The organism is Jiella soli (assembly GCF_020615385.1).
Classification (GTDB): domain Bacteria; phylum Pseudomonadota; class Alphaproteobacteria; order Rhizobiales; family Rhizobiaceae; genus VKMB-3413.
In genome coordinates this window covers 20,044-39,271 of the sequence record NZ_JAJAVB010000024.1, presented here as the reverse complement: position 1 = coordinate 39,271, position 19,228 = coordinate 20,044, and the positions used below count along the sequence as shown (strand labels likewise).

Below are 19,228 nucleotides of genomic sequence, written 5' to 3'. Positions count from 1 at the left end.
ATATGACCGCGCGTATCCTGATCGTCGACGACATCGAGATCAATCTCAGGGTGCTCGAGGCGCGGCTGTCGGCCGAATATTACGAGGTGATCGCCGCCCGCAGCGGGCCGGAAGCGCTGGCGATCTGCCGGTCGGAGCCGATCGATCTCGTTCTTCTCGACGTCATGATGCCCGACATGGACGGGTTCGCGGTGTGCCGGGCGATCAAATCGGACCCCGCCCTGATGCATCTGCCCGTGGTGCTGATCACTGCACTCGACCAGCCGGCCGACCGCGTCGCCGGGCTGGAGGCGGGCGCTGACGACTTCCTCACCAAACCGGTGCGCGATCTGCCCTTATTTGCCCGCGTTCGGAGCCTCGCGCGGCTGAAGCTGGTGACCGACGAACTGCGCCGCCGCGCAGAGACCGCCATGCAGATCGTCACCAGCGACAGGTCCGACTGGAATAGCGTTCCGGAAGACGGCGCCAAGGTGCTCGCCTTCGTTCCGGAGCCGGACGAGGCACGGCGCCTCGGCAGGCAGATGCGGGGCGGAACGGATCTTGCGATCGCAGCCGAGGCCTCCGACTTCCTGGCACGCTGCGTCGCGGGCGAAGCCGACGTCGCGATCGTCGATCTGACGGCGGAGGGGCTGGATCCTCTGCGCCTCGTCTCGCAGCTTCGCTCCCTGGAGGCGACGCGCCGCCTGCCGGTTCTCGCGCTGACGGCGCTGGGGGACGAGGTCGGCGCGGCCAAGGCGCTGGAACTCGGCGCCAACGACTATGTCCAGCGGCCGATCGACCGGGGCGAGCTTTCCGCCCGGATCCGCATCCAGTTTCGCCGGCGGCGCTATGACGAGCGGCTCCGGTCCTCGGTCCAGCAGACAATGGAACTGGCCGTCTCCGATCCGCTGACGGGCTTGCACAACCGCCGCTTCTTCGAGATCCATCTTGCCCGCGCCGTGGAGCGCGCCGGTCTCGACGGCAGCGGCGTCGCACTGCTCATCGCCGACATCGATCACTTCAAGAGGATCAATGACGGCTTTGGCCACGAGGCCGGCGACCATGTGCTGAAACAGTTCGCCGAACGGCTTCTGGTCACCATCCGCGCGAGCGATCTCGCCTGCCGGTTCGGTGGCGAGGAATTCGCCGTCCTGTTGCATGAGGCGGACCTTGCGACGGCCATGCCGCTTGCCGAACGGATCCGCAACGCCGTCGCCGGGAGCCCCTTCGACATTTCCGGAGAACCGATCGCAGTCACTGTCAGCCAGGGCGTGGCTGTGTTTCAACCCGGCGTCTCGGACAGCCCTGCCGCCCTGTTCCGCCGGGCCGACGCAGCGCTCTACGCGGCCAAGCGGGGCGGTCGCAACCGTGTGGAAAGTGCCGCCGCTGCCTGACGGAAGCATCGGACTGACATCCCAGTCCCCGACGGGGTCAGGCGCTGCAAGGCGTCGATATTAAAGAACGCAATCGAACCAATGTCTTCCGGGCGATCTTTCGAACCGGACATTGGTCGAATGGTTTCGAGGGACGGCACCGACGCTCCGGATCGGACCATCCGGCACCCTCCAAGGCCGATGGCCGCGTTTAACGGCCCCCGACAAGCTTCATTGTTTCGGCTCAGCCGAAGATCGCCTCGGCGGTCCCCTCGGCGCTGCCCTTCACGGGGACGGAGGCTCCGCCGACAAAAAACACGTCGGCCTCGCTCGCGCCTCGGCTGGCGATGTGAGTCACCATCAAGGGGATGATCACGACAATCTGCCCGTGGGCACTTTCCAGTGCCACGTAGCGCTTAGACTTTTCCGACATCTTCGACCTTCTTGCGTTGTTTGACCGGCTGTAATGCCTCGGTCGGCTTCTCGCAACGGGCCGTGTACCGGACAATGTCTGAAGAGCGCGTGAGCGCTCTCCTTGGCTTCTTAAAGGGGGCCGAGCGCTTGGGCGCTCGCGCCGAACGGGCTGGGGCTTGCGCCGGCGCGAAAGCCCCAGCCGCGCCAAATCACTGGATCAGGGCGGAAGCGCGCAGGTCGCGTCCGGCGGTGACGTCGACGTGGTCGCCGGTCCGGCGGATCGTCAGGTCGCGCGACGACTGTCCGACCCTGGACGGAATCTGCATCGTCACGCTCTGGCCGTCGGCCAGCGTCGAGACGAAGCGAATGGGCGTCGACGCCTCGCCGGCGCTGAGCGTGGTGACGACGCGGAAGCCGTCTTCTTCGATCGTGTAGTAGGCAGCACCCGAGACGTTTTCGAGTGCGATGCTCCTGGCCGCCTCCGGCCGGAGATCCTCGGCTTGTGCAGTACCGACGCCGAGAAGGCCCGCGGCGAGGAAAGCGGCGATGGTCTTCATGGTCATGGCGAACTCCTGTTCAATAAAGCGATCTCCCGAAGCACAAGGTAGACATCCATGCTGCAGCGCACAACGGCATGGCTGCCATGAATTTTTGCGGGGTCGGCGAGATGCCGAGACATGAGTCGAGCAGTCGCCTTGCGTTTTGCCGCGCACAGCGGTGGGTTCGACTGGTGTTGATGGCATAAAACGATGCGGCAATCGAATGGGGCGATAGAGAAGTTCTTTCAGGAGAAGGCGGTGACGCTGAGGGAGAAGTGGGTCGTTGGCAGAGGTTGCAGCAGGGAGGCAGCGGCATCCTGCCGGAGCGCGAGCGCGTCGTCCAAGCGCAACAGTGCACGAGCGATGCTATGATCGCGGCAACGTTTTCTCCCTTGGTGACGGCAGGTCGCCCGGCCTCGCTTGTGAGAAATGCGCAGCTTCGCTAAAGCTCGCATGTCTTTGATGAAATCCATATCTTGACGGAAGCGCGGCGCCGTCCTTTCGAGCTGATCGATGCAACGTAGAGCCCTTGGTGTCGTCCTGTTTTGTCTCTTCATTCTGGTGGCGATTGCCGCCGGATACTGGGACATGCTCGCCAGCGAAAAGCTGAGAATTTCCAAGGCGAACTCCGGCGGGGACGGACGCGAAGTCGCGACTCTTTCCACCCGCAGCGACGATCTCGCGCTTCCCGCGGATGGCGGCACATCTGCCGGCGCATCCAGGTCCGGCGCCGATCGACCGGCGGGCGTTACCCGCCCGCAGCAGGAGCCGTCGGAGCCGGGGCAGGGCGTGGCGGAACAGGCTTCCCAACCGGCCGCGACAGACGGCGGCACGGAAGCTTCCGCCTTGCCGCAGGCTCCGACCGATCAGGCCGGCGACGTCGTGTCCGGCGACAAGGGCGCGGCGAAGGACATGTCGCAGCCGCTCCCCTCGGAGAAGGGCGAGGCAGATCGCGAGCCCGGTGACATGGCGGCTGTCGAGGCAATGCCTGGCAGTCCGGAGCCGGCCCGTCTCCCGGGCGAGGCGCGCGACGGCGTCCTGCCGGAGGGTGACACGCAGCCGCGACCCGCCGATGCGGCAGCGCAGGAAGACGCGAAAGCCGCGGCGCCGCAGCCTGCCGAGAATGCGGAACTGCCGGCAGCCAGAGCATCCACTCCCGAAGTCGATGGCAAAAAGCCTGCAGCGGCTCCCCAGGAGGAGACGGCTTTGCCCTTGACCGCCGGCCAAGCAGCCATCGGCGGCGATCCGGCATCTGCGTCCGGGCCGAAGGGCGACGAGCCGCAATTCGATCTCCTGCGGGTCGAGCCGGACGGTTCGACCGTCGTCGCGGGCCGCTCCGCGCCGGGCAGCCGCGTGATGCTGCGCGACGGCGGACGGACGATCGGCAGCGACAAGGCCAATCGGGACGGCGAGTTCGCCATCGTCCTCGATCGCCCGCTGCCGCCCGGCGAGCACGAAATTCGCATCCATTCGGCCGACGAGGCCGGCAATACGAAAATTTCCCGCGAGGCGGCGATCGTCTCCATTCCGCTGGCCGGCCGCGCCGACGATCTGCTGGCGATGATCGATTCGCCTGATGCGCCATCAAAGCTGGTCGAACTGCCAAAGGCGCGCGAGATGGTGTCGCCATCGGCTGCAAAGCCTGCAGGGCAGCAAAACGGCGCAGATGCCGCAGATGCAGATCTTCCCCTGACTTCGAAGCCGTCCGACAAGGCCTCGGCGGAGACTGTGACATCACCGGCCGGAAATGAAGTCGTGATGCTTCCCCGCACGGCGGCGGATGACGCAGCCTCGGCCGGTGTGTCCGCGCCGGAGGCGACCTTGCCGCGGCTGCGTGTCGAGGCCGTCGAGATCGATAACGGGCGCATCTTCATCGCAGGCGCGGCCGATTCGGGTGCGACCGTTCGGGTCTATGTCGACAATGTCTTCCTGGCCGCGAGCCGGGCCGACGCCGAAGAGCGCTTCCTCGTCTCGGCCGATCATCCGCTTGTGGTCGGGGATCATCTGGTCCGGGCGGACCAGCTGAAGCCGGGCGGCGGCGTGTCGGCGCGCGTCGAAGTTCCGTTCTTCCGGCCGGAAGGCGGCGAGGTCGCGGCGGTCGCGCCGCGCCCCGATCCGGCGGGCGGGGCTTCGGACATGTCGGCGCCGGCGGCCCCGCAGACCGCTCTCGGATCGGATGGCACGCCTGACGTCAAAGACGCGTCTTCCGCCGACGGAGAGGCGAGATCCGTCGCTGCGGCACAAACCGCCGGAGACGGTGCGGCAGCATCGCAGACTTCGCAGCCGGGCGAAGCGGCAAAGCCGCAGGCCCGCGACGGCGCCGGGATGGATGTGGCCAGGGCAGGGGCCGCTCCTCAACCCGAGGGAACCGAGACGGCGGGAACGGCCGCCGCCAGCGCTGCGGCGGAGACGCCGACCGGATCGGCGACAGGTGCAGATGCGACCGCAGAGCAGACAAACCCGGCCGTCGAGGACGTTGCCGTCCCGCAGCCGAACACCTCGACCACCGGCGAGCCTTCGACATCCGGCGAAACCATGCAGGCCGTCAACGAGACCGAAGCAGCGGGGTCGCCGAGCACGGCTTCTGGACCGGGATCTTCTCAAGCATCCAGGGCGCCCGACGCGTCCTCGGCCGAGACCGCCTCGCGGTCGCCGACGGCGGACAGTGCGCGGGATGGAGTGCTGCCGGATGCGGCTGCCGGCCCGGCCGTCGCGGGGACTGAGCCGCTACCCGCTTCGCCGGCGACGGCTTCCCGGCCGGAGGCATCCGCGGCCGAGGAAAGCGCGGCTGATCCGACCGCCGGCAGGCAGGACGGGGCGCCAGAACCTCGCTCCAGCTTCCCGTCTTCGGGCGGATCGGCTTCAATGACCGAGGGCCAACGCGCGGGGGCCGACGAGACGGGCGCGCCGAATTCTGAGGCCAAAGGACCGTCGGAGATAGCGGCGTATTCGGCTGGAGGGGCCGAGGCCGCCTCGGGATATCCCGCGCAGACCTCCGCTCCCGACGCTTCGCAGGACGACGACACCGCCGCATCTGGCGCGCCGGACACCGCGTCCGCTGATGAAGATCCCGCTGCCGCCGCTTCGCCCCAACAGCCGCTCGCGCAATCGGGGAGTGACGCTCGGGCCGATCCGTCGACCGCCCAGCCGGAAGCCGTCGCATCGCGGCAGGCGGACGCGAACCCGTTGCAGGCGCCGGATATGGCTGCTGCGGATCCGCCCGAGGAGGATCTTGAGGATGGCGTGACGGTTCGCCGGCAGGCGCGGCTTGCAACGGCCCGTGGGCGGGTGATCATTCGCAAGGGCGACACCTTGTGGCGCATCTCCCGCGACACTTACGGCCATGGCAACCGGTATACGGTGATCTATCTTGCCAATGGGGATCAGATCCGCAATCCGGACCTGATCTATCCGGGGCAGGTCTTCCGGATGCCGGAAAACCAGCCGGCCGAGCAGGCATCCCCAGCAGCGGCTCCCGGCCCCGTCGTCGCCGACTGACCGGGCGCGGGACGGAGGCGCGACGATCGCCTTACTCGGCCAATCCCTCGAGTTCGGCGGTGCCGCGACCGCCTGTCTCCAACGTCTTTGCCTTTATCGGAATGGCGGACACGGCCGGGTCACACGAACTGGATATTGGCAAGGCCGCGACGTTGCGGCCTTTGCCTTTCGCGGGGGTACGGCACCAATCCTTGCGGGTGCTGCTCCGGATAGGATGGCCGACGTCACGGTGGCGGGCCGATGCATGAGAGGCGACTGGCCCCGTCCGAGGCAGGGTCGCAGGAAAGGAACAGATTGGCCGTCTCCAAGAAACAACCAGTTTCGGGCGACAGTGGTGCGACGCTGTCGACCCTCGTCAATCTCTGGCCCTATATGTGGCCCTCGGACCGGCCCGACCTTAGATGGCGGGTCATCTACGCCTCGTTCTTCCTGGTGCTGGCGAAGCTCCTGACGGTCGGCGTCCCCTATTTCTACAAATGGGCGACGGACGCGCTCGACGGGTCGAATTCGGCGATCGGCATTCTGCCGCTGATCCTGACCGGTGCGATCACGCTGGTCGTGTCCTACAACATCGCCCGCGTCGTCTCGGTCGGGCTCAACCAGTTGCGCGACGCGCTCTTCGCCCGCGTCGGCCAGCATGCCGTGCGCCGGCTCGCCTACAAGACCTTCACCCATATGCACCGGCTGTCGCTGCGCTTTCATCTGGAGCGCCGTACGGGCGGACTGTCGCGGATCATCGAACGCGGCACCAAGGGGATCGAGGCGATCGTCCGCTTCACGATCCTCAACACGCTGCCGACCATCCTCGAATTCGCGCTCGTCGCGCTGATCTTCGGCTTTTCCTACGGCATCCTCTATCTGGCGGTCATCGCCGCGACGGTCTGGCTCTATGGCTGGTTCACCATCAAGGCGAGCGACTGGCGGATCGGCATCCGGCGCGACATGAACGCGTCCGATACCGACGCCAACACCAAGGCGATCGATTCGCTGCTCAACTTCGAGACGGTGAAATATTTCGGCAACGAGGCGATGGAGGCCGAGCGTTTCGATCGGTCCATGGCCCGCTACGAGGTCGCCGCCACCAAGATCTGGACCTCGCTCGGCTGGCTGAATTTCGGCCAGGGCGTGATCTTCGGCGTCGGCATGGCGATCACCATGACGATGTCGGCGATGGAGGTTCGCGCCGGCACGCAGACCCTCGGCGACTTCGTCTTCATCAACGCCATGCTGATGCAGCTCTCCGTGCCGCTCAACTTCATCGGCTTCGTCTATCGCGAGATCCGCCAGGGGCTCACCGATATCGAGGAGATGTTCTCGCTTCTGGAAGTTGACGCCGAGGTGAAGGACCGGCCGGCTGCGCCGCCGTTGAACGTCTCCAACGGCGCAATCCGCTTCGAGGACGTGCGCTTCGGCTACGATCCGGACCGGCAGATCCTGAAGGGCATCTCCTTCGAAGTTCCTCCGGGCAAGTCGGTGGCGATCGTCGGCCCGTCCGGCGCCGGGAAATCGACCATCTCGCGGCTGCTCTTCCGCTTCTACGACGTGCAGGGCGGGCGCATACTGATCGACGGCCAGGACATTTCCGGCGTGCGGCAGGAATCGGTGCGCGCGGCGATCGGGATCGTTCCGCAGGACACCGTCCTCTTCAACGACACGATCGCCTACAATATCCGCTACGGGCGCACAGACGCCGATGAGGCGGAGGTCGTGCGGGCCGCGGAACTCGCCCAGATCGCCGGTTTCATCCGCGACCTGCCGGACGGGTTCGGCGCGATGGTGGGTGAGCGCGGCCTGAAGCTTTCCGGCGGCGAAAAGCAGCGCGTCGCGATCGCCCGAACGATCCTGAAGGCGCCGCCGATCCTCGTCCTCGACGAGGCGACCTCGGCGCTCGACACCCACACCGAACAGGAGATCCAGTCGGCGCTCGACCTCGTCTCGCGCGAGCGCACGACGCTGACCATTGCCCACCGTCTTTCGACCATTATCGGCGCCGACGAGATCCTGGTCCTGAAGGCCGGCGAAATCGTCGAGCGCGGCTCGCATCGTGAACTGCTTGCGGCCGGCGGCCTCTATGCCGAGATGTGGGCGATGCAGCGGGAGGCGACGGAGGCCGAGGAGGCGCTACGGCGCGCCCGTGCGGCCGACGAGATGGGCGTCATCGAGCGCCGGCGGCCGCAGGAAGTCTGATCCTGTGCCGGCCCCCGGTCCGGCGGGCGCTTCCCTGGGTCGCGCCCGGTGGAGCCCTTCCGAAGCTGGGCGGTGCGCAATCGGCGGCGGGAGGGCTCTGACCAGCGCCTCCGCAAGCCTCGCACGCGGGTTATCATCGGCATTTGCCCGGAAAGGCGTTTCGTGAAACGCCTTTGATCCCTACATACCGCTGCAACCGCCGGTCCGGCGGAAACAAAAGACATCTCGCGAGGAAACCAGCCCCCGTGCACATCTTCACCTCCATCCGGAATGCACTCGTTCCCGTCCACCGCGCCGGCTATCCCTTCATTGCCGGATTTTTTGTCATTGCGGTCGTGCTTGGCTTTCTTTGGCAGCCTCTGTTCTGGATCTTCCTGATCCTGACGGTCTGGTGCGCCTATTTCTTCCGCGATCCCGAGCGCGTGACGCCGGTCGCCGACCATCTCGTCGTCAGCCCGGCCGACGGGCACGTCTCCCTCGTCGGCCATGTCCTGCCGCCGGCGGAGCTCGATCTGGGAACCGATCCGATGCTGCGGATTTCGGTGTTCATGAACGTCTTCGACTGCCACATCAATCGGGCGCCGATGCGCGGACGCATCGCGCGCATCGCCTATCGCGAGGGCGCCTTCAAGAATGCCGAGCTCGACAAGGCGAGCGAGGTCAACGAGCGCAACGGGATCGTCATCGACGGCCCCAAGGGCGAGATCGGCGTCGTCCAGATCGCCGGCCTCGTCGCTCGGCGCATCGTCTGCTGGAACAAGGTCGAGGACCGCATCGAGGCCGGCGAACGCTTCGGACTGATCCGCTTCGGCTCGCGCCTCGACGTCTACCTGCCGGAAGGGGCGCGGGCGCGTGTCGCCGAAGGGCAAAGGGCCGTCGCCGGCGAGACGATCCTTGCCGAATTCGGCGAGCACCTGGCGTCCTGGCCGGCGAGGCGTGACTGATGGGCCTCGAGTCGCCCTTCCCACCCTTCGAGCCCGATGCGCCGGACACGCCCGGCCGCCGACGGATCCCGTTTCGCAGGATCGTGCCGAACCTGATCACCATCCTGGCGATTTGCGCCGGGATGACGGGGGTGCGGCTCGCCTTCGAGGGGCGCTTCGAGCTCGCCGTCATGATGGTGCTCGGCGCGGCCGTCCTCGACGGCATCGACGGGCGCGTCGCGCGTCTGCTCAAGGGCCAGAGCCGGTTCGGCGCCGAGATGGATTCGCTGGCAGACATCGTCAATTTCGGCGTGGCGCCGGGCCTCGTGCTCTACGCCTACACGCTCCACGAGGCCGGACCCTTCGGCTGGATCGCCGCGTTGCTCTATGCCACCGGCTGCGCACTGCGTCTCGCGCGCTTCAACACGATGCTCGACGATCCGAACCGGCCGAAATGGCAGACCGCTTTCTTCGTGGGCGTGCCGGCTCCGGCCGGCGCCGCCCTGGCCTTATTTCCCACCTATCTCAGCTTTTCCGGCCTCGATTTCGGCTTGCCGGAAATCACGGCCGGGGTAGCCAGCGTCTATCTCGTGCTCATCGGCCTCTTGATGTCGAGTCGACTGCCGACATGGTCGGGCAAGGGCGTCGGCATCCGCGTGCCCCGCGACACCGCCATTCCTATCATCATGGCGATGGTGCTCTATGTGGCGGTGTTGCTCAGCTTTTTCTGGGTGACGCTGACCTTCACCATGCTCGCCTATCTCGTCTCGATCGTCTTCTCGGTGCGCGCGTTCCAGGCGCGGGCGAGGCGTGAGGGGCGAGCCTCGGAGATGCCCTGAGCCGCTAGGCGCCCCGGTTGGTCCCCGGATGCGCTATGCCGGATCGCGATAGTCGAGGAAGCGATTCTCGCGCACGTCGAACAGCTTGCCCGTCTCGGTCAGGTCCGGAAAGGCGAGGGGAACGATCTTTGCCGCGACTTCCCGCGCCGTCGGCAGGCTCTTGGGATCCTCGCCGGGCATTGCGAGCTTGCGCATGGCGGTGCGGGTAGCGCCGGGGTTGACCGAATTGACCTTGAGCGGCGTGTTCATCGTCTCGTTGGCCCAGGAGCGGACCAATGCCTCGCAGGCGGCCTTGCTCGCGGCGTAGAGCGCCCAATAGGCCTTGGCCGAATGGGCCGCGCCCGACGACATGACGATGCCGCGCCCGGCCTCCGACTTCCGCAGCAGCGGATCGACCGACCGGATCAGCCGCCAGGTGGCGTTGACGTTGACATCCATGGTCAGTTCGAAGGTCTTCGCCTCGATATGGCCGATCGGCGCGAGGACGCCCAGCATTCCGGCATTGGCGACGAAGACGTCGAGCCGCCCCCAGCGTTCGTGGATCGCGCCGCCGAGCCGGTCGATCCCGCTCATGTCGGTCAGATCGAGCGGCACGAGGGTCGTCGAACCGCCTGCGGACTTGATCTCGTCGTCGAGTTCCTCGAGCCCGCCGACGGTGCGGGCGAGCGCGATCACGTGCGCGCCCTCGGCAGCGAGCTGCTTGGCGATCTGGTAACCGATGCCCCGCGAGGCGCCGGTGACGAGGGCGATCTTGTCCTTCAGGCGCTGAGTCATGTTGTCCGTCTATCGATCTGGCCGTGCAGGCATTTCGGGTGTCTTTCCCCGGATCATCCGGCGCCGCCGAGTAGCGACAGCTGGCGCACATTGTCCGCCCCCGCGCCGTCCTGATCGGTCAGAGACGTTGGGTAGTCGCCGGTGAAGCATGCGTCGCAGAACTGCGGCATCATCTTGTTGCGCGACGGCTCGTCTACGGCACGGTAAAGCCCGTCGATCGACAGGAAGGCGAGGGAATCCACCTGGATGAACTCGGCCATTTCCTCGACCGTCATCCGCGACGCCAGAAGCTTTGCCTTCTCAGGCGTATCGACGCCGTAGAAGCAACTCGCCCGCGTCGGCGGCGACGCGATGCGCATATGGACTTCCGCCGCACCCGCCTCGCGGACCATCTGGACGATCTTCTGGCTGGTTGTGCCGCGCACGATCGAATCGTCGACGAGGACGACTCGCTTGCCCTCCAGCGTCCGGCGATTGGCATTGTGCTTGAGCTTGACGCCCATGTGCCGGATCGAATCCGTCGGCTGGATGAAGGTGCGCCCGACATAGTGGTTGCGGATGATGCCGAGTTCGAAGGGCAGGCCCGCCTCCTGCGCGTAGCCGATTGCCGCCGGCACGCCGGAATCTGGCACGGGCACGACGATATCGGCAGGGGTTCCGCTTTCGCGGGCGAGTTCGACGCCGATGCGCTTGCGGATGTCGTAGACGTTGCGCCCCTCCACGGTGGAGTCCGGGCGGGCGAAATAGACATATTCGAAGATGCAGAAGCGCGGCCGGCGCGCCTGGAAGGGGAACATCGATTCGATGCCGTCTTGCGAGATGATCACCATCTCGCCCGGCGCGATATCGCGAACGAACTCGGCGCCGATGATGTCGAGCGCGCAGGTCTCCGAGGCGAGGATCGGCGAGCCCTCGAATTCCCCCAGCACCAGCGGCCTGATGCCGAGAGGATCGCGCACGCCGATCATCGTCGTCGAGGACAGCCCGACCAAGGAGAACGCGCCTTCGAGGCGCGACAGGGCGTCGATGACCTTGTCGTTGAACAGCCGCGCCGCGCTGGTCGCGACGAGATGGAGTATCGTCTCGGTGTCGGAGGTCGACGAGAAGATCGATCCGCGCCGCTGCAGCTCGCGCTGCACCGTCAGGGCGTTGGTGATGTTGCCGTTGTGGGCCACCGCGAACCCGCCGGCGGAAAGCTCGGCAAAGAACGGCTGGACGTTGCGCAGGCCGCCGCCGCCGGTCGTGGCGTAGCGCGTGTGGCCGATCGCCGACTCGCCCGGCAGGCGTTCCAGGACCGATTGCTTGGTGAAGGTGTCGCCGATCAGGCCCGCATGTCGCTCGACGTGGAACTGCGTGCCGTCGAAGGAGACGATCCCGGCCGCCTCCTGGCCGCGGTGCTGCAGCGCGTGCAGGCCGAGCGTGACGACCGCCGCAGCGTCCGTGCGCTTGAAAATGCCGAAAACGCCGCATTCCTCATGCAGCGTGTCGTCGCCAAACGGCGTCTCATCCATGATCATGTCCGCTTCGCAGCGGCCCTGTGTCGCTGAAGCCTGGCCTTATATAGGCATTCTCGCGCGCCCGCGAGCCCCGGATTGCGAACGGTCCGGGCATGCGGGGCGGCGCGCCGGCGATCAATTGGCCGCGGCGCCCGGCTGCGCGGTGCCGCCGCCGTTGATCGCGTCCTCGATCGAGGTGGGGTCGTCGGAGGGCGGAGAGCCGGCCGCATCGCCCACCGGAGCCTCGGTCCCGTCGCCTTCCTTCAGTGTGTCGATCTGGTCGAGGATCAGCCGCTCGGGATTTTCCGGCAGCGCCGCGACGAGGCGCTGGCCGAGGTCGTCGAGGATCGGCTTGGAGCGCGACTGGGCGATCCAGGTCGGCTGGTTTTCCGGCGCGAGCCAGTTGAAGAACAGCATTGCGACGACGACCAGCAGCAGGCCGCGCACCGCCCCGAATATGAAGCCGAGGACACGGTCGAGGGCGCCGATGCGGCTGTCGATGATGAAGTCGGCGATTCTGAGCGTGATGAAGGACACGATGATCAGCGTGACGATGAAGATCGCCGCCGCCGAGGCCGCCATGGCGACCGTCGCCGAGTGGATGTACTCGGCCGCATAGGGCGTCAGCGGCTTATAGAAGAAGAAGGCCGCGGCCGCCGCCACGAGCCAGGAGATCACCGACAGCACTTCGCGGGAGAACCCGCGCACCATGGCAAGCAGGGCCGACACCAGCATGATGGCGAAGAGGATGGCGTCGAGAAGGGTTACGGTCATCGTGATCGCTTCCATGTCGAATCGTGGGCCGCCCGAGTGCCGGCCCCAAGGCCATAGCGCCTTGCCGTCAAATTTTCACTAGTGGCATCGACATTTGCACCACAGGGCCGAAAGCTCAATGCCCATGTCGAGGCCGCGGAGGCTCGGCCGAGGGCTGCGGTCGGTGCCGAGGCGCCCTTGCTGCCGTTCCGTACGCCACGAAAGCCGGGCGAGGATATCGTCGATCGGGGTCCTCTCGGGGCGGGCCGGATCGTCACGCCTCGCCGCTCCGTCCGCCGCCGGCTGCAACCCGCGCCACGAGGTCCGGCAGCGCCTCGATCTCGGCGACGTTCATCTCGCGCGTGCGGGGCAGTTCGGCGCTCGCGGAGGGCAGCACGGCCTGCCCGAAGCCGAGCTTTTCCGCCTCCTTCAGCCGCTGGCCGGCATGGGCCACGGGACGGACGGCGCCGGAGAGGCTGACTTCGCCGAAATAGACGCAGTCGGAGGGGAGCGCCGCGCCCGACAGCGAGGAGACAAGCGCCGCCGCGACCGCGAGATCGGCGGCGGGCTCGGAGATGCGGAAACCGCCGGCGACATTCAGATAGACGTCGTGCTGGCCGAGCCGCACGCCGCAATGGGCGTCGAGCACCGCGAGGACCATGGCGAGCCGGGGCTGATCCCAGCCGACGACCGCGCGCCGCGGGGTGCCGAGCGCGGACGGAGCGACCAGAGCCTGGATCTCGACCAGCACGGGGCGGGTGCCTTCCATGCCGGCGAAGACCGCCGCGCCCGGCGCCTTGGCATTGCGCTCGCCGAGAAAGAGTTCGGAGGGGTTCGCGACCTCCCTCAGGCCGGCATCGCCCATCTCGAAGACGCCGATCTCGTCGGTCGGGCCGAAGCGGTTCTTCACGGTCCGCAGGATCCGGAAGTGATGGCCGCCTTCGCCTTCGAAATAGAGCACCGCGTCGACCATGTGCTCGACCACCCGCGGTCCGGCGATCTGCCCGTCCTTGGTGACGTGGCCGACGAGGATGACGGCGGCGCCGCTCGACTTGGCGTATTTGACCATCGCCTGCACGCCGGCGCGAACCTGGGTGACCGTGCCCGGCGCCGACTCGGCAAGGTCCGACCACAGGGTCTGGATGGAATCGATGATCAGGAGATCCGGCCGCCGCGCCTCGGCCAGCGTCGCGAGGATGTCCTCGACATTGGTCTCGGCCATCAGCTGGACGTCGGTGTCGGCCGCCTTCAGCCGTTGGGCGCGCAGCCGGACCTGGGCGACGGCTTCCTCGCCGGAGACATAGACGACGCTGGAGCCACGCCGGGCGAGGGCGGCGGCTGCCTGCATCAGAAGCGTGGACTTGCCGATGCCGGGATCGCCGCCGATGAGGATCGCCGAGCCGCGCACGATGCCGCCACCGGTTGCCCGGTCGAGCTCGGCGATGCCGGAGACGATGCGCGGCGCCTCTTCCATCTCCCCGGAGAGCGGCAGGAGCGCCGAGGGCCGCCCTTTGCGCCGCGAGCCCCGCATCGGCCCGCCGCCAATGCCGCCCGAAGCGTTTTCCTCAACGATCGTATTCCACTCGCCGCAGGCGTCGCACTTGCCCTGCCAGCGCGTGTAGACCGCGCCGCAGTTCTGGCAGATAAAGGTGAGCTTCGATTTGGCCATGACATGTCTGTCCTTCCCGTTGCTGGCGTTGTCAAGAACAAAGCAGAAACGGGCCTGTGCTCACCGGCGACGGGCGGAGCCGCCGGTTTGCCTTCATTGCGGTGTCGAGAGCTCGATCGAGTGGGGCGTGCTCATCATCCGCTTAACGAATCTCTGTCAACCTTGGGATCCGGACGGAGATGACCCATGGCGCTTGGGATCGGTTTGTTTCTTGTAGCGATCAACTGCGCCGCCTTCTTGGCATTCGTCTCCGACAAGGCGAAGGCCTGGGCCGGCCGGCGTCGGATCCCGGAAGCCACTCTCCTGCGGCTCGCGCTCTTCGGCGGCACGCTCGGCGCGATCGGCGCCCAGCGGCTCATTCGCCACAAGACCCAGAAGGAGCCGTTCCGAAGCCGGCTATTGTTGATCGCTGGAATGCAGCTGATCGTCCTGGTCTGTCTCGCGATCGTCCTCGTCACGCTTGGAAAAGAACCCATCCGCCAAGCGGTGGACTGGCTGATCAACTGATCGCGGCCTCTTCCGCGGACAGCCTGAGAACGCGGGGGCCGAGCCCCGTCAGCAGCTCATAGGCGATCGTCCCCGCCGCCTTGGCTACGTCGTCGATCGCGATGTTCGGTCCAAAGAACTCGGCCCGCGTTCCCGGCACGACCGCATCCTCCGGCACGTCGGTGACGTCGAGCAGCGTCAGGTCCATCGACACCCGGCCGAGCACCGGCACGCGATGCCCGGCGACGAAGGCCTCTGCGCCGGGCCTGCCTTCGCGGAGTGGCACGCCGGCTCCGGAGGCGGCGCGGGGATAACCGTCGGCATAGCCGAGGCCGACAGTGGCGATGCGGGTGTTGCGGGTGAGCCTTGCCGCCGCACCGTAGCCCGCCGCCTCGCCGGCCTTCGCGGTGCGAATCTGGAGAACCGCCGCGCTCAGCGTGGCGACCGGGCGGATCAGCCCTTCGGATGCGGGACCAGCCGAGCCGCCATAGAGCGCGATGCCGGGCCGGGTGAGGTCGAAGGTGTAGTCGGGGCCGAGGAAACAGCCGGCGGAATTTGCCAGCGAGCGCGGCACGCCCGGAAAGAGCGCCGAAAGCTCCCGGAACCGGGCGAGCTGCCTCGCGCTCTGGTTCGACGGTTCGTCGGCGGAGGCGAGGTGGCTCATCACCAGACAGAGATCGAGTTCCCGCTCCCGCACGAGCTCGGCCCCCGCCTCGGCGTCCTCTTCGGCGAGACCGAGCCGGTTCATTCCGGTTTCGAGCTGCAACGCGGCAGGGGCTTCGGCCTGCGCGACCGAAAGACCCTCGCGCCAGACCGCGATATCGTCCGGCGTCGACAGGACCGGGATCAGACCCTCGGCGAGATGCATCGGAACAGTGCCGGGCTCCAGTCCCTGCAGGACGTAGATCCGGGCATCACCCTGGCCGGCGGCTTCGAGAGCCTTGCGCACCGCCGCGCCTTCCTCGGCCCAGGCGACGAAGAAGTCGCGGCAGCCGGCCTCATGGAGGGATGTGGAAACGCCCGCCGCGCCGAGGCCGTATCCGTCGGCCTTGACCGCCGTGCCGGTGCGCGCGGCCGGATTGCGCTTCGCCAAGGTGCGCCAATTCGCCCGCAGGGCTGCGCTGTCGATCGTGACCGACGGCATTCGCTCGCGGCGCGGACGGGCGGGAAGAGGCGCCGGATGCATGGCCGCCCTACTCGAACCGTTCGGGCAGATAGGTCTCGTCGGCGAGATCGGTGAAGCGGGTGTATTCCGACTGGAAGGCGAGGGGGACCGAGCCCGTCGGACCGTGGCGCTGCTTGGCAATGATCACCTCGGCCTTGCCCCGCGCCTCGTTCATCGCCTGCTCCCACTTCAGATGCTCATCGGTTCCCTGCTTGGGCTCGCGGTTCGAGAGGTAGTACTCGTCGCGATAGACGAAGAGCACGACGTCGGCGTCCTGCTCGATGGAACCGGATTCTCTGAGGTCGGAGAGCTGCGGGCGCTTGTCTTCGCGCGACTCGACTTGGCGCGAGAGCTGCGACAGCGCGATGATCGGGACGTGCAGTTCCTTGGCCAGCGCCTTGAGGCCGGTGGTGATCTCGGTGATCTCCTGGACCCGGTTCTGCGCCGATGCCTTGGACGAGCCCTGCATCAGCTGGACGTAGTCGATCACCATGACGTCGAGGCCACGCTGGCGCTTCAGGCGGCGGGCTCTGGCCGCGAGCTGGGCGATGGAGATGCCGCCGGTCTGGTCGATGTAGAGCGGCAGCTTCTGCATCGTCTCCGAACAGGCGATCAGCTTGACGAGTTCCTGGTCGTTGATGTGGCCGCGGCGGATCTTGGAGGAGGAGATCTCGGTCTGCTCCGAGATGATGCGCGTCGCCAACTGCTCGGCTGACATTTCGAGCGAGAAGAAGCCGACGACACCGCCGTTCTTGGCCTTGAAGGAGCCGTCCGCCTGTTCGGCGGGCTCGTAGGCGGCGGCGATGTTGAAGGCGATGTTGGTCGCGAGCGAGGTCTTGCCCATGGCCGGGCGGCCGGCGAGGATGATGAGGTCGGAGGGCTGCAGCCCGCCCATCCGCCGGTCGAGGCCGATGATGCCGGACGAGACGCCGGAAAGGCCGCCGTCGCGGTCCTTCGCCGCGGTCGCCATCTGCACGGCAAGGGTGACGGCGTCGGTGAAGGACTGGAAGCCGCCGTCGTAGCGGCCGGTCTCGGCGAGTTCGAACAGGCGCCGCTCGGCGTCTTCGATCTGGAGCTTCGGCTCCATGTCGAGCGGCGCGTCGAAGGCGATGTTGACCATGTCCTCGCCGATGCGGATCAGGTTGCGCCGAAGCGCCAGATCGTAGACCGCGCGGCCATAGTCGAGCGTGTTGATGATCGTCGTCGCCTCGGCGGCGAGACGCGCGAGATATTGGGCGACCGTCAGCTCGCCCACCTTGTCGTTCGCGGGCAGGAAGGTCTTCGCCGTCACCGGATTGGCGATCTTGCCCATCCGGATCATCTCGCTCGTCTTGGCGAAGATCTCCCGGTGCAGCGGCTCGAAGAAATGGTCCGGCTTCAGGAAGTCGTGGACGACGTAATAAGCGTCGTTGTTGACGAGGATCGCGCCGAGAAGGGCCTGCTCCGCCTCGATATTGGCCGGCGCCTCCCGATAGAGCGCCGCCTCCTCTTCATACTTGCGCGCCGCATCCGCCATGCCCGTGCCCCATGCCGTCGAGATTTCCGAATCCGGTCTGACTACACCAGCCCCGGCAGTTGTCATAGGGCGTCCGGAGGCCGGCAGTCCGAGCCTGGGCCGGGGCTGTGGAGAGTGGAACGTCGTGGGGATAATTCTGGGGAAAACGTGCGTATCGGACTGCGCGTAAACTAGGATCCTGCGGCATCCGCGACGATCGCTGCGGGAAGCATCTTCGAAGCGGCTGCCTTGAGGCGTCGGAAGGTTCTCTCGGTCGGTCGCGAAGGGCCCGACCAATAACGCGCTGCGGGTTCCGATCCGGGCGGATCATCGGCATCGAACCGCTCCGCTTCGAGGCGGTGGTCGCATGCGGCCGAAACGCGGATCAAAAGCCCTCATCCTCCCCGTTTCGCCAATCTTGATTCAGGTCCTGCCGGCTTCCATATCGACCGCGGCTGCGGCCATCCGCAGCGCCATTATTGTGAAATCGATGTCGTTCATCCAAGGGAGAGACAATGGGCTCCGTTGATTTCGCTTCGCCGCTGCTCGTGCGCTCCGGCCGGCATCTCGTTCAGGAAATTGCGTCCACAGGAGATGCAGTCGACTTTCTGCTCGACTGGACCGAGACCCGGCACGACCTTCTGGCCGAGACGCTGCTGCGCGCCTGCTACGATGTTCAGGGCGGTCGCAAACCGGTCGCGGTCGTCGAGAGGGGCTTCGAACAGTTCGCGCGTCGCGCCGGGATTCTGGAAGATCCGCTGAGGGCGATCGCGTGGATGTCCGCCGGCCGCCGCGGTGGCGGCCACGTCCCCGCGTGACGGCTCCCGTGTCCGGGGCAGGCGTCGCCGGCCGGCGATCAGCCTCACATCCTTCGATCTGCGCCCGGCCCACCGCGCTCTGACACAGGACTTTGCGACGGAGATCTTGTAGAGCGGCGGGATGCTGCATTTCCTCTCGAGTGCGTCGCTGCAGGACCTCGTCCAGACCTGGGGTCTCTGGCTCGTGTTCGGGCTGGTCATGATGGAGAGCATGGGCCTGCCGCTGCCGGGCGAGACCGCGCTGATCTCAGCCGCTCTCTTTGCCGGCGCGACCCACGAGATCGACATCGCTCTCGTGGTTGCCGTTGCCGCCTTGGGCGCCGTCATTGGCGACAATATCGGCTTTGCTATCGGCCGGACGATCGGCTTCCGCCTTCTGCTCCGCTATGGCCGATATGTCCGGATGACCGAGCCTCGGCTGAAGATCGGACAGTATCTTTTCCTGCGCCATGGCGGAAAGATCGTCTTCTTCGGCCGCTTCGTCGCCTTCCTGAGAGCCTTCGCGGCCCTGCTCGCAGGCGCCAACCGCATGCGCTGGGCGAAGTTTCTCCTGATGAACGCTCTCGGCGGCGTCTGCTGGGCCGGGATCTACGGCTTCGGCGCGTTTTTCTTCGGCGAGGCGATCAGGCGCATGGCCGCCCCGATGGGCTTCGGCCTGCTGGCGCTCGGGGTCCTGGCGGCGCTCGGAGGCCTCCTGTTCTTCCGCCGCCATGAAAGGGAACTGGCGGCGCGCGCCGATCTCGCCTTTCCAGGGCCGCTGATCGCGACGATGCGGTGATTCCGGCCGACCCTCGAGACCGCCGGTCGTCTGACATCGGCA

Annotated in this window: 16 protein-coding genes; 8 read left to right on the top strand and 8 right to left on the bottom strand. The window is 66.9% G+C overall.

Going from position 1 to position 19,228, the window contains the following annotated elements:
* Positions 1–2: 2 nt before the first annotated feature.
* The gene (locus LH400_RS13710; RefSeq protein WP_229153296.1) at positions 3–1,373 is read left to right on the top strand and encodes a PleD family two-component system response regulator; all 1,371 of its coding nucleotides are present in this window, start codon (positions 3–5) and stop codon (positions 1,371–1,373) included.
* A 223-nt stretch (positions 1,374–1,596) separates the two neighbouring features.
* Here LH400_RS13710 and LH400_RS13705 read toward each other — a convergent pair whose 3' ends face one another.
* Both LH400_RS13705 and LH400_RS13700 read right to left on the bottom strand, forming a co-directional pair.
* Entirely contained in the window at positions 1,597–1,785 is a 189-nt protein-coding gene (locus LH400_RS13705) for a hypothetical protein (protein WP_229153295.1), read from the bottom strand.
* 190 nt (positions 1,786–1,975) lie between these two features.
* Positions 1,976–2,329 (bottom strand): hypothetical protein, encoded by a 354-nt coding sequence (locus LH400_RS13700; RefSeq protein ID WP_229153294.1) that lies wholly within the window; start codon positions 2,327–2,329, stop codon positions 1,976–1,978.
* Positions 2,330–2,818: 489 nt separating this feature from the next.
* On the opposite strand from LH400_RS13700, the gene LH400_RS13695 reads away from it, so the two are divergent.
* The 4 genes from LH400_RS13695 (at position 2,819) to LH400_RS13680 (ending at position 9,752) form a co-directional block, all read left to right on the top strand.
* The gene (locus tag LH400_RS13695; RefSeq protein ID WP_229153293.1) at positions 2,819–5,803 is read left to right on the top strand and encodes a LysM peptidoglycan-binding domain-containing protein; all 2,985 of its coding nucleotides are present in this window, start codon (positions 2,819–2,821) and stop codon (positions 5,801–5,803) included.
* A 240-nt stretch (positions 5,804–6,043) separates the two neighbouring features.
* Complete coding sequence (locus tag LH400_RS13690) at positions 6,044–7,990, top strand: ABCB family ABC transporter ATP-binding protein/permease (protein WP_370638390.1); 1,947 nt, start codon at positions 6,044–6,046, stop codon at positions 7,988–7,990.
* A gap of 245 nt (positions 7,991–8,235) precedes the next feature.
* Complete coding sequence (locus LH400_RS13685; protein ID WP_229153292.1) at positions 8,236–8,934, top strand: phosphatidylserine decarboxylase; 699 nt, start codon at positions 8,236–8,238, stop codon at positions 8,932–8,934.
* On the top strand, positions 8,934–9,752 hold the full coding sequence (locus LH400_RS13680) for a CDP-alcohol phosphatidyltransferase family protein (RefSeq protein WP_229153291.1): 819 nt from the start codon (positions 8,934–8,936) through the stop codon (positions 9,750–9,752). Before LH400_RS13685 ends, LH400_RS13680 begins: the two co-directional genes overlap by 1 nt.
* Positions 9,753–9,785: 33 nt before the next feature.
* Here LH400_RS13680 and LH400_RS13675 read toward each other — a convergent pair whose 3' ends face one another.
* The 4 genes from LH400_RS13675 to radA all read right to left on the bottom strand — a co-directional run bounded on the left by LH400_RS13675 (position 9,786) and on the right by radA (position 14,444).
* On the bottom strand, positions 9,786–10,526 hold the full coding sequence (locus tag LH400_RS13675; RefSeq protein ID WP_229153290.1) for an SDR family NAD(P)-dependent oxidoreductase: 741 nt from the start codon (positions 10,524–10,526) through the stop codon (positions 9,786–9,788).
* A gap of 53 nt (positions 10,527–10,579) precedes the next feature.
* Positions 10,580–12,037 (bottom strand): amidophosphoribosyltransferase, encoded by a 1,458-nt coding sequence (gene purF, locus LH400_RS13670; RefSeq protein WP_229153289.1) that lies wholly within the window; start codon positions 12,035–12,037, stop codon positions 10,580–10,582.
* Between the two features lie 120 nt (positions 12,038–12,157).
* A complete protein-coding gene (locus tag LH400_RS13665; RefSeq protein ID WP_229153288.1) occupies positions 12,158–12,796 on the bottom strand; it encodes a CvpA family protein in 639 nt (212 codons plus the stop codon).
* Between the two features lie 253 nt (positions 12,797–13,049).
* On the bottom strand, positions 13,050–14,444 hold the full coding sequence (gene radA, locus LH400_RS13660; protein WP_229153287.1) for a DNA repair protein RadA: 1,395 nt from the start codon (positions 14,442–14,444) through the stop codon (positions 13,050–13,052).
* A gap of 186 nt (positions 14,445–14,630) precedes the next feature.
* On the opposite strand from radA, the gene LH400_RS13655 reads away from it, so the two are divergent.
* Complete coding sequence (locus LH400_RS13655) at positions 14,631–14,951, top strand: DUF1294 domain-containing protein (RefSeq protein WP_229153286.1); 321 nt, start codon at positions 14,631–14,633, stop codon at positions 14,949–14,951.
* Here the strand turns inward: LH400_RS13655 and alr are convergent.
* Together alr and LH400_RS13645 are read right to left on the bottom strand one after the other, a co-directional pair.
* On the bottom strand, positions 14,944–16,074 hold the full coding sequence (gene alr, locus LH400_RS13650; protein WP_370638389.1) for an alanine racemase: 1,131 nt from the start codon (positions 16,072–16,074) through the stop codon (positions 14,944–14,946). The genes LH400_RS13655 and alr overlap by 8 nt on opposite strands.
* A 49-nt stretch (positions 16,075–16,123) precedes the next feature.
* On the bottom strand, positions 16,124–17,611 hold the full coding sequence (locus tag LH400_RS13645; protein WP_229153284.1) for a replicative DNA helicase: 1,488 nt from the start codon (positions 17,609–17,611) through the stop codon (positions 16,124–16,126).
* Positions 17,612–18,105: 494 nt separating this feature from the next.
* Here LH400_RS13645 and LH400_RS13640 point away from each other — a divergent pair, with 494 nt between their 5' ends.
* A complete protein-coding gene (locus LH400_RS13640) occupies positions 18,106–18,408 on the top strand; it encodes a DUF982 domain-containing protein (protein WP_229153283.1) in 303 nt (100 codons plus the stop codon).
* A 121-nt stretch (positions 18,409–18,529) separates the two neighbouring features.
* Positions 18,530–19,186 (top strand): DedA family protein, encoded by a 657-nt coding sequence (locus LH400_RS13635; RefSeq protein ID WP_229153282.1) that lies wholly within the window; start codon positions 18,530–18,532, stop codon positions 19,184–19,186.
* Positions 19,187–19,228 lie beyond the last annotated feature (42 nt).

Coding starts and splice junctions, on each gene's coding strand:
- LH400_RS13710 (WP_229153296.1), top strand. CDS start 3: ATGACCGCGCGTATCCTGATCGTCGACGACATCGAGATCAATCTCAGG.
- LH400_RS13705 (WP_229153295.1), bottom strand. CDS start 1,785: ATGTCGGAAAAGTCTAAGCGCTACGTGGCACTGGAAAGTGCCCACGGG.
- LH400_RS13700 (WP_229153294.1), bottom strand. CDS start 2,329: ATGACCATGAAGACCATCGCCGCTTTCCTCGCCGCGGGCCTTCTCGGC.
- LH400_RS13695 (WP_229153293.1), top strand. CDS start 2,819: ATGCAACGTAGAGCCCTTGGTGTCGTCCTGTTTTGTCTCTTCATTCTG.
- LH400_RS13690 (WP_370638390.1), top strand. CDS start 6,044: ATGCATGAGAGGCGACTGGCCCCGTCCGAGGCAGGGTCGCAGGAAAGG.
- LH400_RS13680 (WP_229153291.1), top strand. CDS start 8,934: ATGGGCCTCGAGTCGCCCTTCCCACCCTTCGAGCCCGATGCGCCGGAC.
- LH400_RS13675 (WP_229153290.1), bottom strand. CDS start 10,526: ATGACTCAGCGCCTGAAGGACAAGATCGCCCTCGTCACCGGCGCCTCG.
- purF (WP_229153289.1), bottom strand. CDS start 12,037: ATGGATGAGACGCCGTTTGGCGACGACACGCTGCATGAGGAATGCGGC.
- LH400_RS13665 (WP_229153288.1), bottom strand. CDS start 12,796: ATGACCGTAACCCTTCTCGACGCCATCCTCTTCGCCATCATGCTGGTG.
- radA (WP_229153287.1), bottom strand. CDS start 14,444: ATGGCCAAATCGAAGCTCACCTTTATCTGCCAGAACTGCGGCGCGGTC.
- LH400_RS13655 (WP_229153286.1), top strand. CDS start 14,631: ATGGCGCTTGGGATCGGTTTGTTTCTTGTAGCGATCAACTGCGCCGCC.
- alr (WP_370638389.1), bottom strand. CDS start 16,074: ATGCCGTCGGTCACGATCGACAGCGCAGCCCTGCGGGCGAATTGGCGC.
- LH400_RS13645 (WP_229153284.1), bottom strand. CDS start 17,611: ATGGCGGATGCGGCGCGCAAGTATGAAGAGGAGGCGGCGCTCTATCGG.
- LH400_RS13640 (WP_229153283.1), top strand. CDS start 18,106: ATGGGCTCCGTTGATTTCGCTTCGCCGCTGCTCGTGCGCTCCGGCCGG.
- LH400_RS13635 (WP_229153282.1), top strand. CDS start 18,530: ATGCTGCATTTCCTCTCGAGTGCGTCGCTGCAGGACCTCGTCCAGACC.